Consider the following 15,207-nt stretch of genomic DNA (forward strand, 5'->3'; position numbering starts at 1 on the left):
CAAATGAAAAAGAATTTGAAATACAATTTGATTTGGCTAGCTTTGATCGTAATTGGATATGTAGTTTTATACGTAGCTTATTCTGCTGGAATGGTCAACTTGTTTTTAGATAATATTTTAGTTCAAATCGGGATTAATATCATTTTAGCAGTTGGTTTGAATCTTATCATCGGATTTTCAGGACAGTTTTCTTTAGGTCATGCAGGCTTCATGGCGATTGGCGCTTATGCGGCTGCATTGATCTCAATGAATACACCAACTTACGGCGGATTTTTCTTAGGGATGGCTGTTGGAGTTATTTTAGCCGGTATCGTTGCTGTAGCTGTTGGAATTCCAACGTTACGTTTAAGCGGTGATTATCTAGCGATTGCCACACTAGGTGTAGCGGAGATTATTCGTATTTTATTAATTAACTTTAAAGAGATTACGAATGGTCCTTCTGGTTTATTTGGTATCGAACCTTTTGTTGATTGGCAAATGGTTTATGGCTTCATGGCGATCACTACATTATTTATTGTTAACTATATACGTTCAGGTGCTGGTCGTGCGACGATGGCAATTCGTGAAGATGAGATTGCAGCGGAAGCGATGGGAGTCAATACTACGAAATACAAGGTAATGGCTTTTGCTTTTGGCGCGATGACGGCAAGTATTGCTGGTTCTTTGTACGCTGGATATTTACAATCAATTGCACCAAAGGATTTTGCCTTTACAAAGTCCGTTGATATTTTAATTTTAGTCGTATTAGGTGGAATTGGTAGTGTGACAGGAACATTTATCGCAGCAATTCTTTTAGGGATAATTAATATGTATCTTCAGGATTTTGGGACATTACGGATGATTATTTACGCATTAGCATTAATTATCTTGATGATTTTCAAACCTGGCGGATTATTAGGTACAAAAGAATTGTCTGTGAAGAAGATTTTAGATAAGTTTAAAAAGGGAGATGACCAGAATGCCTCTGTTGGAAATTAAAGATTTAACTAAAAACTTTGGCGGTTTGGCGGCGGTCTCCAATGTCAATATCGCGTTAGAAGAAAATCAATTAGTGGGATTGATTGGGCCGAATGGTGCAGGGAAAACAACTTTGTTTAATTTGATTACAGGTGTTTACGAACCAAGTGAAGGAGACGTTTTACTAGAGGCGGATGGAAAAACTCATCGATTGAATGGTCAAAAGCCTTACGCTATTGCTGATCTTGGTTTAAGTCGAACTTTTCAGAATATTCGTTTGTTTAAGGATTTGACGGTTTTAGACAATGTTTTAATCGCTATGAACAGTAAAAATAAAGAAGGCTTTTTCTCTAGTGTTTTGCGTTTACCAGCGTTTTATAACAAAGAGGATAAGTTAAAAGAAGAAGCATTGAAATTATTGACGATTTTTGATTTACAAGATAAAGCAGAGAATTTGGCTCGTAATTTGCCTTATGGGGAACAACGACGCTTGGAAATTGTTCGTGCATTAGCTACAAAACCAAAAATTCTCTTCTTGGATGAGCCCGCAGCAGGAATGAATCCACAAGAAACAGCGGCATTAACATTGCTGATCCGAAAGATCCAAAAGGAATTTCAAATTACGATTTTGCTGATTGAGCACGACATGAGTTTGGTTATGGACGTCTGCGAAAGAATTTATGTTTTAGAATATGGTCGTATTTTAGCAGAAGGTATTCCAGAAGAAATAAAAAATAATCCTGAGGTTATCAAAGCCTATCTTGGAGGTGAGCTATAATGCTGAAAATTGAAAATCTTTCGGTTCATTACGGCATGATCCAGGCTGTACGGGATGTTAGCTTTGAAGTAAATCAGGGAGAAATCGTTTCTCTGATCGGAGCAAATGGTGCAGGGAAAACGACCATTTTACGAACGATCTCCGGTTTAAATCACCCCTCTAAAGGGACTATTACTTTTGAAGGTTCTCCTATCCAAAAGAAAGCGCCAAGGCGTATTGTTGCTCAAGGGATTTCACAGGTTCCAGAAGGAAGACATGTCTTTCCTGGATTAACTGTTTTGGAAAATTTAGAGATGGGGGCGTATTTACGCAAAGATGGAGATATTCAACAAGATTATGAACATGTCTATGAAAAGTTTCCTATCTTGAAAGAGCGATTGAATCAGGATGCATCCACCTTATCTGGCGGTGAACAGCAAATGTTAGCAATGGGACGGGCTTTGATGTCTAAACCGCGTTTATTATTGCTCGATGAGCCTTCAATGGGATTGGCACCAATTTTTATTCAAGAAATTTTTAACATCATACAAGAGATTCAAAAACAAGGAACGACCGTTTTATTAATTGAACAAAATGCTAAGATGGCGTTGTCAATTGCTGACCGTGGCTATGTGTTGGAAACAGGTAAAGTAGTCTTGTCAGGGACTGGTCAAGAATTGCTAGAGAGTGAAGAAGTGAAGAAAGCTTATCTAGGAGGATAAAACATGAGTGTAAAGGATTTTATGACAGAAGATTTGGTGACGGTCACACCAAAGACAAAAATATTTGATGCGGTCGATTTAATGAAGAAATATGATATTCATCGTTTACCGGTTATGGAGGAGGAACAATTGGTAGGTTTGATTACTGAAGGGACAATTCAAGAAGCACTTCCTTCAAAAGCTACCAGCTTAAGTGTTCATGAAGTCAATTACTTATTAAATAAAACAGTTGTCTCAGATGTGATGATCAAGGATGTTAAAACAATTTCCCCAGATGCGGAATTAGAAGATGGCATTTATCTGATGCGTCAAAACAAAATCAATGTATTGCCTGTCCTTGATGGGACGAAATTAGTTGGGATTATTACTAATAATGATATATTTGATGCGTTCTTAAAACTCACAGGGTATTATGAAGGTGGGACTCGGATTCAACTAAAAATCTTAGAAGACAAAAAAGGTGTACTAGCAAGAGTAGCAAAGATTTTGGCTGATCATGATTTCAGTATCCTGACTGTTATCGTAGATCATCAAGTCAATGCGACAATTTTAGAAATTCAGCTAGCTAGCAAAGAAACTGAAGAAATTAAGCAGCTATTGACGGATAATGGTTATGAAGTGTTGAAAGCCATAATCACACAACCTTAAATGAAAGGACGACTGAGTGATCAGTTGTCCTTTTCTTTTATTGTGTGATAAAATGTTTTGGACGGAGGTGAATATATGTCTAAAAAGAACAAAGATATCCAAGTTCAGGTTACTGAAGAAGAACGTGTTATTGATGGAAAGAAACAAGCAATTACTCAATTAATGATTGGTAAAAAAGTTATTGGTGAAATTATTCCAGAAAACAAAAATTTTCAAGCCTATAATGATGGACATCTTTTAGGGAATTACAAGTCATTGGATGATGGGATTGAAGCCTTAATTCGTAACTGGAACTTACATGAATAATTTTTGAAAAAGTACTTGCATTTTTTTTGAAGATTAGGTATTATAACTGAGTCGGGTTTTTAAATAATAAAAAAACTATTTGGAGGAGTAGCGAAGTGGCTAAACGCGACNTCCCGTTAACCTCCATTCGGTTCCGTGGTGTAGGGGTTAACATGCCTGCCTGTCACGCAGGAGATCGCGGGTTCAAATCCCGTCGGGACCGCCATTATTTAATTAAATACTTTAAACTATTATATATGGCGCGGTAGCTCAGTTGGTAGAGCAACGGATTGAAGCTCCGTGTGTCGGCAGTTCGATTCTGTCCCGCGCCACCATGGAGGAGTAGCGAAGTGGCTAAACGCGACGGACTGTAAATCCGTTCCTTAGGGTTCAGTGGTTCGAATCCACTCTCCTCCATTTGTTTCAGGGGCATAGTTTAAAGGTAGAACAGCGGTCTCCAAAACCGTTAGTGTGGGTTCAATTCCTGCTGCCCCTGTTCTTTTTATGGCGATCGTGGCGAAGTGGTTAACGCACCGGATTGTGGCTCCGGCACTCGTGGGTTCGATTCCCATCGTTCGCCCTTGTATTATTGGGGTATAGCCAAGCGGTAAGGCAAGGGACTTTGACTCCCTCATGCGTTGGTTCGAATCCAGCTACCCCAGTTGTTAAGTGAGTTGCAAAAGCAGCTCATTTTTTTGTTTTTATATAACAATTATTTAGAGCCGCTGATCTTCTCAGCGGCTCATTAGTAACTAATGGTTGATCGTAAGTCGTCTTAGCTTCATAAGTCCCCACAGGCATACAACACAAAGCAAGAAAACTATAAAAAGCAATAAAGATATTGCGGCATAGAGAAATACTGAAGTATTGGTCACTGTTAGAAAGGGACCAATGATCCACTTGTCTATGACTTGTGGGACTTCATGGCGTAAAAGACTAAAAGCTTGTGATATTTCTGGTAGATTACTATGCTCTGGTAAAATACTGGTATAACTTCCGAACGCTTTGTTGCCGATAGCTAGGTAACCTAACGTAAAATTACCTATACTTACACCGCCAAGGGCCAAGTTGCCTAAAGCCAATAAGCCAATACCAAGATTTCCAAAAGCAATAGCTCCTAATGCAAGGTTTCCAGCACTGAAAAAGCCCAATGTCAAAATTCCTGCTGAAAATATCCCCAGAGAAAGCAGCCCGAGCGAGAAGATCCCTTTCGTGAAAAACCCTAATGAAAAAACTCCTGATGAGAAGAAACCCACACTAAAAATCCCTTGAGCAACGGGAATTAATTGTTTCTTATGCCTCATTGTACTGAGTGCGAATCTACGATTATGCCACAACAGCTCCGAAAGATTTGGAATAATTATATGCAACAAGGGCAGATGAAACAATATAATTTCTGAACGATATTCAAAGTACAACTCCGGTTCTCGTTCATTTAGCAAATTGTCTAACGAAATATCCAGTAATTGTGCAATCCGTTTTAATGTATCGATATCAGGGTACCCAGCCCCGCGCTCCCATTTAGAAACCGTTCGATCGGATACATATAGAATGTTAGCGAGTTGTTTTTGTGTAAGTTCGTTTCGTTGGCGATAACTTTTTAATTGTGTCCCTAAAAAATTTCCCATTTTATTTCCTCTTTCTTATTGATAAATTAAGCATAGCGAATTGTTAAGGAAATGAATAGGGAATTTGATGAAATAGCCATTCTACTTTGCGTAGAGTCCTGTCAAATCAAGCTTTTACAAAAAAATAGTAAAGTAAAAGGTTTCTCACTTGAAGCCTTTTAGAATATACGCTACATTTAAAAGGAAGAGACAACGAGAGAATCAAACAGAATTGTAAGTGGTAAGCGATGTTAAAAACTACCTTTAGAAGTCTGTGAATTTTTAAATGAGAAGGGAGAAGAAATGAATGAATAAAGTAGAAGAAGTCAAAGAAATGTTAACAGATACTGTGGCAAAAATTTATAGTACGATTAAAGACAGTTCATTAGAAGTAACAAAAGAAAAAGGACAGGTGCCTCGTGTACGTTCTGTTCGTCCAACTCGCCATACTATTAAATGGAAGGCAAAAAATCATTGATTAAAAAAGAAGCGCTCAGAATTTCTGGGCGCTTCTTTTTTAATGGTCAATCTCAATGCCTAGAACAGTCAAATGGCCGTTGCCAACTAATTTAATGACTAATTTAGAAAGGCTGTCAGCATCCATTGTCGTCTCGCTAGTGATCCACCAATGCAAGGTACCTACAAAAATGGATGTCATGTATTCAATAATAAAATCTAACGGAACTTCGATATCATTTTCAGTAATCCTCAGTCGCTTGAATACGTGGGCATATTTTTCATTTAAAATTTCCGCAACTTTTTTCCGCAGGATTTCATTTCCAGAAGCATCCATAATAGTCAAAAAGAATTTTCGATTTGCTTGAATTTGTTCGTAAATGTTTTTCAGAACCATTTCAATTTTACGAACTTTTAATCGATTGCCTTGAACAATTTGATCAGGATCAAGCACTGCGGCAAAAGCATCAATAGCTTGTTTAAAAATATGGTCATAGAGATCTTGCTTGTCTTTAAAATGCGCATAAAAAGTCGCTCGATTAATCATTGCTTCATCGGCAATTTCTTGCACGGTGATGTTATCATACCCTTTTTGTTCCACTAGATGGATAAAAGCCTCCATAATCATTTTGTTGGTTCGTTTTACACGCAGGTCAATTTTTTTTGCCATAATAATTCCTCTCATTTTACAACAGATCGCTTCAGAATGTTGCTTATCACACGAATGAAATGGTTTTGAGTATTGCATAACGTTCGAAATGTTTTTAGAATATACGTGAGTAGTATAACAAACACTTTGTAAGTTAATCAACATGTGTTGTTAAAAATGGAAGGTAGGAATAATTATGACATTACGAGCGGGGATTGATGTTGGCTCTACAACCGTCAAGTTGGTCATTTTGAATGAACAAAACGATAGTTTATTTGCGAAGTATGAACGTCACTTTTCAGATGTGAAAGCTGCCACAGAACGTGTGTTGCGAGAAGCTGAAGAAGTAATTGGTAGTCAAGGGATGACTATGAGCATCACTGGATCCGGTGGGATGGGTTTAGCAGATGTTTTGGAGATTCCTTTTGTGCAAGAGGTAATCGCGTGCACACGCACAGTTGAGGAGGTTATTCCTGAAACGGATGTAGCAATCGAGCTTGGCGGAGAAGACGCAAAGATTACCTTTTTTGAAGGTGCTCTCGAGCAACGTATGAATGGTAGCTGTGCAGGAGGTACAGGCGCTTTTATCGATCAAATGGCTGTTCTATTAAAAACAGATGCCAATGGGGTAAATGAGTTAGCTAAAAATTATAAAACGATTTATCCAATTGCTTCTCGTTGTGGCGTATTCGCTAAAACTGATGTACAGCCGTTGATTAATGAAGGAGCGGCCAAAGAAGATATTGCTGCGAGTATTTTCCAAGCAGTGGTTAATCAAACAATAGCTGGTTTAGCAGCTGGTCGTAAAATTAAAGGAAACATTGCGTTTCTTGGTGGTCCCTTATTCTTTATGTCTGAACTGCGCCAACGATTTATTGAGACCTTGAATATCGCGCCAGAGAATGTCATTTTTCCAGAAAATCCACAGCTTTTTGTCGCTATGGGTGCTGCCTTTTATTCAGAGGAGGCAGAGACAACTTCTCTTAAGGAGCTGTTGCACCGTTTGACAACGGCAGAAGAAGGGCACTTGTCTCCATCAGACACGTTAGAACCATTATTTGCTGATGAAGCTGATTTGGCTGATTTTCGAATGCGACACGGGCAAGCACAAGCACAAGAGAAAAGCTTAACCGACCATGAAGGGGTGGCATTCTTAGGAATAGATGCCGGTTCAACAACAACCAAAGTAGCATTGATTGACGATAGCGGAAACTTAATGTATTCATTTTATGGCAATAACCAAGGCCAACCATTGGAAACGACTATGACCGTATTGAAAGATCTCTATTCAAAATTACCTGAGAATGTATTTATCGGAAAAGCAGCAGTGACTGGATATGGAGAGCAGCTAATAAAGAATGCTTTAAAAGTTGATATCGGTGAAGTGGAGACGATGGCCCATTATAAGGCTGCCAATCATTTCCAACCAGGTGTTGATTTCATTTTGGATATCGGCGGTCAGGATATGAAGGCGATGACCATCAAAGACGGTGCGTTGTCCTCCATTCAATTAAATGAAGCCTGTTCGTCTGGCTGTGGTTCGTTTATTGAAACCTTTGCCAAATCATTGAATTATAATGTAGAAGATTTTGCAAAAGCCGCATTGAAATCAAAAGCACCTGTTGATTTAGGTTCTCGTTGTACCGTTTTTATGAACTCTAAAGTCAAACAGGTGCAAAAAGAAGGCGCTTCTGTTGGCGATATTTCTGCTGGCTTGTCTTATTCGGTGATCAAGAATGCGATTTACAAAGTAATCAAAGTACGTCGACCAGAGGAACTTGGTGAGAAAATTGTCTGTCAAGGTGGGACATTCTATAACGAAGCTGTTTTGCGAGCTTTTGAAATGGTGACAGGACGAGAAGTTGTCCGACCATCAATTGCTGGGTTAATGGGTGCGTTTGGAGCGGCATTGATTGCGCTAGAAAATTATGAGGTCGGTGAAAAAACCGAAACGCTATCTTTAGCTGAAATTGATAGTTTCACTGCTGAGAAAGAATTTACACATTGCGGATTATGTGAAAATAATTGCATGTTGACTGTCACACTGTTTTCTGATGGTCGTCAGTTCATTACTGGAAATCGGTGTGAACGTGGTGCTCGGATTAAAGTGAAGCGAGAAGATAAAAAAGTCAACTTGGTAGATTACAAATATCGTCGTCTATTCAAATACCGTCCGTTAAGAAAGAAAGAGGCTGTTCGTGGTGAAATTGGTATTCCACGTGTGCTGAACATGTATGAAAATTATCCATTATGGCATACATTTTTTAGCGACTTAGGCTTCCGAGTAAAATTATCACCTCGTTCAAACAAAGAATTGTATGAACAAGGGATGGAAACAATTCCTAGTGATACTGCTTGTTACCCAGCGAAAATTGCTCACGGGCACATCCAAGCCTTGATTGATGATGGTATACCAATGATTTTCTACCCTGGAGTTGTTTTTGAACGGGAAGAGTCAAAGGAAGCAGATAATCATTTTAACTGTCCAATTGTTCAAAGTTATCCTGATGTTATACGGAACAATGTTGATGATATTCGTGAAGGAAAAGTTGACTATCGTAATCCGTATCTAAATCTAGCAAATGAAGCATCTGTTGCTGCTGTTTTAGGAAGATGCTTCCAAGATATAGGGATTACACAAGAAGAAATCAATCAAGCATTGCATCATGCTTATGAAGAATTAGAAGCATTTAAAGAAGATATTCGCCAAAAAGGGGAAGAAACCTTATTAATGCTTAATCAAAAAGGGGAACGCGGTGTCGTTCTTTCTGGTCGCCCGTATCATTTGGACCCAGAAATCAATCACGGTATTGCTGAAGTGATTACTCAAGAAGGATTTCATGTATTAACAGAAGACAGTGTCTCTCATTTAAGCGACGTGGGAAATCTTCGCGTAGTGAATCAATGGGTATATCATTCTCGTCTGTATGCGGCAGCTCGAGTAGTAGCAAAATCTAAAAATCTAGAACTTGTTCAACTAAACTCCTTTGGATGCGGCTTGGATGCTGTAACGACGGATCAAGTTGAAGAAATCATGGAGCAGTATGGTAAAATCTATACCGTTTTAAAAATTGATGAAGGGTCAAATCTTGGTGCTATCAGAATTCGTTTGCGTTCATTGAAGGCGGCGGTTAACGAACGTGATAAATCTAATTTCGAACCAGTAAGACGTTTTGAAGAGCCTGAAAAGATCGTCTTTACGAAAGAAATGCGCAAAAAGCATACCTTGTTATTGCCAATGCTTAGTCCAATTCATCAATCAGGCTTGTTTGATATTGCATTGGAGGCTTCAGGCTATAATGTGGTTTGTTTACCGGCGATGGATCGAGAAGCGATCAATGTGGGGTTAAAATTTGTCAATAATGATTCTTGTTACCCGGCGATTATTTCTATTGGTCAACTAGTTGAGGCTTTGCAAAGCGGTGAGTATGATTTAGACAATACAAGTGTGATGATGAGTCAAACTGGTGGAGGCTGTCGTGCGACGAACTATATTCCATTATTACGCAAAGCATTGAACGATGCTGGGTTCCCGCAAGTCCCAGTTGTTTCCGTGTCCCTTGGAAATAAAGGGGTAGAAAGCAATCCTGGCTTCAAATATACGTTACCTATGTTGAAACGGATTGTCGTTGCAATTCTTTATGGAGATCTATTTGAGCGAGTAGTGTATAGGACACGTCCTTACGAATTGGAAAAAGGGCAAATTGATGCGCTACATGAAGAATGGTTGAAGAAAGTGGAGAGCAATGTTCGCAATGGTTCTCTGACAATTTTTAATCGTAATATGAAAAAAATCATCAAAGATTTTGATACAGTACCAATCTCAAATGAAGTGAAGCCGAAAGTCGGCGTTGTTGGAGAAATTTTAGTAAAATATTCCCCAACAGCCAATAATGACATCGTTCGTTTATTGGAAGCAGAAGGTGCGGAGGCAGTTGTTCCAGATTTAATCGGGTTTATGAACTACTCTTTGTATAATCAAATTTGGAAATACGACAACATGGGAATGCCGAAGAAAAACAAAACGATTGCTGAAATGGCCATTAAATTGATTGAGGTAGTGGAAAAGCCAATGGATAAAGCATTGCGTGCCTCTAAACGATTTACAGGCATCCATTCTATTTATCAACTAGCTGAAGATGCTAGTAAAATTCTTTCTATCGGGAATCACACAGGTGAAGGATGGTTCTTGACTGGCGAAATGATTGATTTATTGAAAACAGGGGTAAATAACATTGTATGTATGCAGCCATTTGGGTGTTTGCCAAACCATGTCGTTGGTAAAGGTGTTATCAAAGAACTGCGTCATCAATATCCAAAATCAAATATTGCGGCTATTGATTATGACCCAGGTGTTTCAATCGTAAATCAGCTAAATCGTATTCGTTTGATGATGGCTACAGCCAATAAACAATTAAAAGAAGAAGTTAAAAATTAATGCCGAGAGTAGACCAATTAAAATGGGTCTACTCTTTTGTTTTTAGAGAAAAGATGAAGGGGAAGAAAGAGCAAAGGATTTTTGTTGTTAATTAGGTATATACCAGTTATAATGAAAGTAGAAAAAATTGAACGGGGTGACGGAACGTGGCGAATCAGGTGCCAGTTTATATTCAAATACATGATCAATTGAAGCATGAAATTGAAAAGGGTGTATGGAAGATTGGGGCTCGCTTGCCTTCTGAACGAGAATTATCGTTAAGATTTGGAGTAAGTCGGATGACTCTCCGTCAGGCGATTCAAACATTGTCGGATGAGGGGATTTTAGAACGAAAAATTGGATCAGGTACTTACGTTGCAAGTAAGAAAGTCCAAGAAAAAATGAGTGGAACCACAAGCTTTACCGATATTATGGAATCGTTAGGCAAAGTGCCTTCAAGTAAAACAATTTCTTTCTTCCACTCACGAGCAAGCTCTAGTGAAGCAGAGAAGCTTGGCTTGGAAAAGGGTGAGCAGGTATTGCGGATGGAACGAATTCGATATGCAGATGATGTGCCCATTTGTTTCGAGGTGGCCAGTATTCCGGCAAAATTAATAGAAGGCTTCAGCAAAGAAGAAATCACAGACTCCTTTTATCATAGTTTACAAGAAAAAGGATTCGAAATAGGGCGAGCAAATCAAACTGTGTCAGCTATTCTGGCTTCAGAGCAAATTGCTGATTACTTAGACGTAAAGCGCGGAGATGCGATTTTACGTTTACGTCAGGTGTCATATTTAGCGGATGAACGACCATTTGAATATGTGAGAACGCAATATGTTGGCAGTCGCTTTGAATTTTATTTAGAAAAATAATCCAAGAGCTTATGCCTCCTGGATCATTTGCTCGAAATAAGTAGTATCTCCGGTTTTGAAGTGAACCTGCCCATTTAATAAATCGATGACTTTAGACTCGAACGACTCTATTTGATTTTCATCGACCATACAAGTAACAATAACTTGGTCGGTGAACTGGGTATCTTTTACTGCTACTTGTTCGTTGGCGATAAAGTTTTCCATTCTTCCCCAATTGGGATAGTCCAGCTGGACAAAAACCTCTTGCTGTAGACGTCCTTCTACAATACCGGTAGAGGCTATTGCTTGAGCGACGGCACCTGAATATGCACGAATTAGACCACCAGCACCGAGTTTAGTTCCGCCGAAGTAACGGGTAACCACGGCGCAAACATTTATTAGATTATTTTTTTTCAGCACTTCTAACATTGGAACACCGGCAGTTCCACTAGGCTCACCATCGTCTGATGAGCGTTGAATTTCGTTGTGTTCTCCCAAAACAAACGCACTACAATTATGATTGGCTTTCCAATGTTCCTTTTTAATCTGTTGAATAAAGTTTTTCGCTTCGTCTTCTGATTCGATACGCTTTAAAAAGCAAATGAAGCGAGATTTTTTTATTTCGATTTCATGTTGATTGTCTTCTTTGATGGTTCGATAATTTTGCAACATAATTTTGCCTCACTTTAATTTTCTCTATTATAGTATAGGAGATATATGGTGTGGGTTTCAACTATTGGTTATTTGACAAACTATTTTTTGTTTAAAGATGAGGGATGAGAATGACACGAGCAAAAAAATACGATGGCATTACGCATTATTTAAAAAGTAATAATGGCTCACAGGTGACGCTAACCTTTACACAGTTTGATGAGCTGTTGTTCCCTCGCAGCGGGCTGCCGCAGACCGCTCGACAAGATGTTGATTGGTGGGCAAATGATTATCGGCACCCAGAAAAGGGCGCTTATGGCTGGCTAAATGCAAACTATGAAGTAGTACAAGTAAATCTAGACAAAGAATATGTGGTTTTCAATAAACTAGTAAAATCAAGTTGGCTCATGCAAAACTGAAAAATACATAAAAAGGAGGTGCAGCATTCAATTGCTTCGCCTTCTTTTTTTGTACTATAGAAAGAAGCTAAACCTAAAGCTTGGAAGTGTTGATTGCGTACTTTTGAAAAAGGGGAGTGTATATGGTGATTACTGGTCAACATTTGCTGCGTAGAGAATGGGAAGCTTTTTATCCTAATATAAATTTGAAAGCTGCCGAAAAAAGACCGGCAATGAAAGAGAGTGAAGAAGGTTGGATGTGTCAACGTTGTGGAGAAGTGTCGCAGGAAAAAATACCTGCTAATTTCTTTTATTGCCCTCATTGCTTAGTTTTAGGTCGTGTTGATAGTAGAAGTTTTCTTTATTATTTTCCAGTTAAAAAGCTGCCTGCAAGGAAAATAATGCTTGTTTGGACAGGGGAGCTTTCTTCTGCACAAAGAAAAATTGCGGAGAAGCTTCTAGAAGACCAGGCTTCAGCAAATACTTTTCTACTTTGGGCGGTGACAGGTGCAGGAAAAACTGAAATTTTATTTCTTCTATTAAAAGTCTCACTTGAACAAGGAAAAAGAGTTGCTGTGGCATCACCAAGAATTGATGTTTGTAACGAGCTTTACATACGTTTCTGCCACGCATTTCCAAAAGAAAAGATCAGTCTTTTTCATGGAGAAGAACGCAAAGATAATGGGGATGCTTTTGTTGTATGCACAGTTCATCAACTTTTACGTTATCATGATTATTTTGATTTAGTCATTGTAGATGAAGTAGATGCATTTCCTTATTCATCAGACTCATTACTAAAACGAGCGGTAAATAATGCACAAAAAAAAAGAGGGCAACCGCATTTATTTAAGTGCAACGCCAGATGAACAATTAAAGAAAGAGGTCGATCATTTCTATTATTTGCCAGCACGTTATCATCGTCGTAAGTTGCCGGTTCCAAAATTATTTTTTTCTTGGCGCTTAGAAAAATATTTAAGCAAGGGAAAGTTACCTAAAAATATTATGGTCAAAATAGCTGAACTACTTGAGAAAAATAATGTATTGCTTTTCTGCCCGAACATCCCGTTATTAGCGAAAATGGCGAATTTTATTCAAAATACATTTTCGAATATAAAACTAACGACGGTTTACTCACAAGATAAGGAACGATTGATTAAAGTTGAAAATATGAGAGACGGAAAGTATCAATTGTTGCTGACAACGACGATTTTAGAACGAGGTGTAACTTTTGAAAAAGTTTCAGTTATCGTTTTACAGGCATCACATCGTGTCTTTAATAAATCGGCATTGGTTCAAATTGCTGGAAGGGCGGACCGTAAGGGGCAATATACGAAAGCTGAAGTCCTTTTTATCAGCAGTGAAGTAACTATATCGATTAGAAAGGCAATCGTCGAAATCGAAGAAAATAATCGTCAGGCGTTCAAGGAGGGACTAATTGATGCGTTGTAGTTGTTGTCAAGAAGAATTGGTTAACAATTTAACGTTACGGGAACTGTTTTTTTCAAGTAATCGACGCTGCTATTATTGTGAAAAATTGTTTTCTAAAATTGATCAAGAAACGGCATGTTCAGGTTGCGGTCGTTCTAACTCACTAGAGTTGTGCCAAGATTGCTATTTGTGGAAGCAAAAACTTGGCTTTGTTATGAATAATATAAGCTTATTCCATTACGATGAGGGCTTTCGACAATGGATCGAGCGCTATAAATTTATAGGAGATTACCGGTTGAGAGGCGCCTTTTTAGTAGAATTGACACAAACACTCCAACTTTTTCGTGGATATTTAATCTGTCCGCTTCCTCTTTCAAAAGAACGTTTCGAGCAAAGAGGCTTCAATCAAGTTTGTGGCTGCTTGGATTTGACAAGATGTTCTTATGAAGCTTTGCTGAAGCGAGCTGAGTTGACACCTCAATCAGAAAAATCACGTGAAGAGCGCTTGCAAATGACCCAACCTTTTGAATTGAAAGTATCAAAAGAAAAAATTAGAAATCAAAGAGTTTTATTAGTAGATGATGTTTATACCACTGGACGTACACTGTTCCATGCGGCAGAATTACTTTATAAAAATGGTGCAGAAACGGTGAAAAGCTTGACTTTTGCTCGCTAAAATGCATCCATTTTGCTTTTGAAATTGATAGCGATTTACTTTGCAAAAGGATTAGATTTCGATATAATAGAGTTAAGAAGAAGAGGTAAGAGTGGTCCTTCCTCCTATCTTCAGTTGGCAAGACGAAAGGGGCAATACGTATGTTCAAATATAATGTTCGTGGGGAAAACATCGAAGTTACAGAAGCTATCCGCAATTACGTTGAAAAGAAAGTAGGAAAGTTAGAACGCTACTTCACTGATGTTCCGGACGCAACTGCTTATGTCAATTTGAAAGTATACACAGAAAAAACAGCAAAAGTTGAAGTAACGATTCCATTACCTTACTTGGTTCTTCGGGCGGAAGAAACTTCACCAGATTTATATGCAAGTATTGATTTGGTTGTGGATAAATTAGAACGTCAGATCCGCAAATTTAAAACAAAAATTAACCGCAAAGCTCGTGAAAAGGGTGTCCCTGAACGCGAAGTAGAAGTATTAGTGAATGTAGAAGATTCATCAGAGGAATCTGAATTAGAAATTGTTCGTACAAAACGTCTATCACTAAAACCAATGGGCAGCGAAGAAGCAGTCCTACAAATGAACATGCTTGGACATAATTTCTTTATCTTTGAAGATGCTGAAACAAATGGTACAAGTATTGTATACCGTCGTAAAGATGGTAAATATGGTTTGATTGAAACTGATTAACAGAAATTTATTGCCT

At 38.4% G+C, this 15,207-nt stretch carries 16 protein-coding genes and 6 tRNA genes; 19 read left to right on the plus strand and 3 right to left on the minus strand.

Features of this window, described 5'->3' with window-relative positions:
* The first annotated feature begins 3 nt into the window (after positions 1–3).
* The 11 genes from RV13_RS03570 (at position 4) to RV13_RS03620 (ending at position 4,031) form a co-directional block, all read left to right on the plus strand.
* Positions 4–978, plus strand: a complete 975-nt coding sequence (locus tag RV13_RS03570) for a branched-chain amino acid ABC transporter permease (RefSeq protein WP_010746740.1) — start codon at positions 4–6, stop codon at positions 976–978.
* The gene (locus RV13_RS03575; RefSeq protein ID WP_010746739.1) at positions 959–1,735 is read left to right on the plus strand and encodes an ABC transporter ATP-binding protein; all 777 of its coding nucleotides are present in this window, start codon (positions 959–961) and stop codon (positions 1,733–1,735) included. The genes RV13_RS03570 and RV13_RS03575 overlap by 20 nt, the downstream gene beginning before the upstream one ends.
* On the plus strand, positions 1,735–2,436 hold the full coding sequence (locus RV13_RS03580; RefSeq protein ID WP_010746738.1) for an ABC transporter ATP-binding protein: 702 nt from the start codon (positions 1,735–1,737) through the stop codon (positions 2,434–2,436). Before RV13_RS03575 ends, RV13_RS03580 begins: the two co-directional genes overlap by 1 nt.
* A 3-nt stretch (positions 2,437–2,439) precedes the next feature.
* Entirely contained in the window at positions 2,440–3,084 is a 645-nt protein-coding gene (locus RV13_RS03585; protein ID WP_010746737.1) for a CBS and ACT domain-containing protein, read from the plus strand.
* A gap of 75 nt (positions 3,085–3,159) precedes the next feature.
* Positions 3,160–3,390 carry a DUF2969 domain-containing protein gene (locus RV13_RS03590; RefSeq protein WP_010746736.1) on the plus strand — a complete coding sequence of 77 codons (231 nt, stop codon included), beginning with the start codon at positions 3,160–3,162 and terminating at the stop codon, positions 3,388–3,390.
* Between the two features lie 129 nt (positions 3,391–3,519).
* A tRNA-Asp gene (locus RV13_RS03595) sits at positions 3,520–3,595 on the plus strand.
* 33 nt (positions 3,596–3,628) lie between these two features.
* Positions 3,629–3,704: transfer RNA gene (locus RV13_RS03600), tRNA-Phe, on the plus strand.
* Between the two features lies 1 nt (position 3,705).
* A tRNA-Tyr gene (locus tag RV13_RS03605) sits at positions 3,706–3,786 on the plus strand.
* A gap of 8 nt (positions 3,787–3,794) precedes the next feature.
* Positions 3,795–3,865 (plus strand) — tRNA-Trp (locus RV13_RS03610).
* Positions 3,866–3,876: 11 nt separating this feature from the next.
* Positions 3,877–3,949, plus strand: a tRNA-His gene (locus RV13_RS03615).
* A 10-nt stretch (positions 3,950–3,959) separates the two neighbouring features.
* Positions 3,960–4,031 (plus strand) — tRNA-Gln (locus tag RV13_RS03620).
* A gap of 90 nt (positions 4,032–4,121) precedes the next feature.
* Here RV13_RS03620 and RV13_RS03625 read toward each other — a convergent pair.
* On the minus strand, positions 4,122–4,997 hold the full coding sequence (locus RV13_RS03625) for a helix-turn-helix domain-containing protein (protein ID WP_010746735.1): 876 nt from the start codon (positions 4,995–4,997) through the stop codon (positions 4,122–4,124).
* A gap of 286 nt (positions 4,998–5,283) precedes the next feature.
* Here RV13_RS03625 and RV13_RS20975 point away from each other — a divergent pair, with 286 nt between their 5' ends.
* Entirely contained in the window at positions 5,284–5,454 is a 171-nt protein-coding gene (locus RV13_RS20975; protein ID WP_010746734.1) for a hypothetical protein, read from the plus strand.
* A gap of 39 nt (positions 5,455–5,493) precedes the next feature.
* On the opposite strand, the gene RV13_RS03630 is transcribed toward RV13_RS20975, so the two are convergent.
* Entirely contained in the window at positions 5,494–6,102 is a 609-nt protein-coding gene (locus tag RV13_RS03630) for a TetR/AcrR family transcriptional regulator (protein WP_010746733.1), read from the minus strand.
* Between the two features lie 175 nt (positions 6,103–6,277).
* Between RV13_RS03630 and RV13_RS03635 the strand changes: the two genes are divergently transcribed.
* Positions 6,278–10,519, plus strand: coding sequence for a 2-hydroxyacyl-CoA dehydratase (locus tag RV13_RS03635; protein ID WP_010746732.1), 4,242 nt, complete (start codon positions 6,278–6,280; stop codon positions 10,517–10,519).
* A gap of 146 nt (positions 10,520–10,665) precedes the next feature.
* A complete protein-coding gene (locus RV13_RS03640) occupies positions 10,666–11,370 on the plus strand; it encodes a GntR family transcriptional regulator (protein ID WP_028020170.1) in 705 nt (234 codons plus the stop codon).
* A gap of 9 nt (positions 11,371–11,379) precedes the next feature.
* On the opposite strand, the gene RV13_RS03645 is transcribed toward RV13_RS03640, so the two are convergent.
* Positions 11,380–12,021, minus strand: a complete 642-nt coding sequence (locus tag RV13_RS03645) for a YigZ family protein (RefSeq protein ID WP_010746730.1) — start codon at positions 12,019–12,021, stop codon at positions 11,380–11,382.
* Between the two features lie 110 nt (positions 12,022–12,131).
* Between RV13_RS03645 and RV13_RS03650 the strand changes: the two genes are divergently transcribed.
* From RV13_RS03650 to hpf, 5 genes are all read left to right on the plus strand, one after another.
* The gene (locus tag RV13_RS03650) at positions 12,132–12,419 is read left to right on the plus strand and encodes a DUF7662 domain-containing protein (protein WP_010746729.1); all 288 of its coding nucleotides are present in this window, start codon (positions 12,132–12,134) and stop codon (positions 12,417–12,419) included.
* A gap of 122 nt (positions 12,420–12,541) precedes the next feature.
* Positions 12,542–13,264 (plus strand): DEAD/DEAH box helicase family protein, encoded by a 723-nt coding sequence (locus RV13_RS21270; protein WP_249024457.1) that lies wholly within the window; start codon positions 12,542–12,544, stop codon positions 13,262–13,264.
* Complete coding sequence (locus RV13_RS21275; protein ID WP_249024458.1) at positions 13,212–13,847, plus strand: helicase-related protein; 636 nt, start codon at positions 13,212–13,214, stop codon at positions 13,845–13,847. The genes RV13_RS21270 and RV13_RS21275 overlap by 53 nt, the downstream gene beginning before the upstream one ends.
* Positions 13,837–14,502, plus strand: a complete 666-nt coding sequence (locus RV13_RS03660) for a ComF family protein (RefSeq protein WP_010746727.1) — start codon at positions 13,837–13,839, stop codon at positions 14,500–14,502. The genes RV13_RS21275 and RV13_RS03660 overlap by 11 nt, the downstream gene beginning before the upstream one ends.
* A 140-nt stretch (positions 14,503–14,642) precedes the next feature.
* Positions 14,643–15,191 carry a ribosome hibernation-promoting factor, HPF/YfiA family gene (hpf, locus tag RV13_RS03665; protein WP_010746726.1) on the plus strand — a complete coding sequence of 183 codons (549 nt, stop codon included), beginning with the start codon at positions 14,643–14,645 and terminating at the stop codon, positions 15,189–15,191.
* Positions 15,192–15,207 lie beyond the last annotated feature (16 nt).

This window comes from Enterococcus raffinosus (assembly GCF_001886185.1).
Lineage (GTDB): Bacteria > Bacillota > Bacilli > Lactobacillales > Enterococcaceae > Enterococcus_A > Enterococcus_A raffinosus.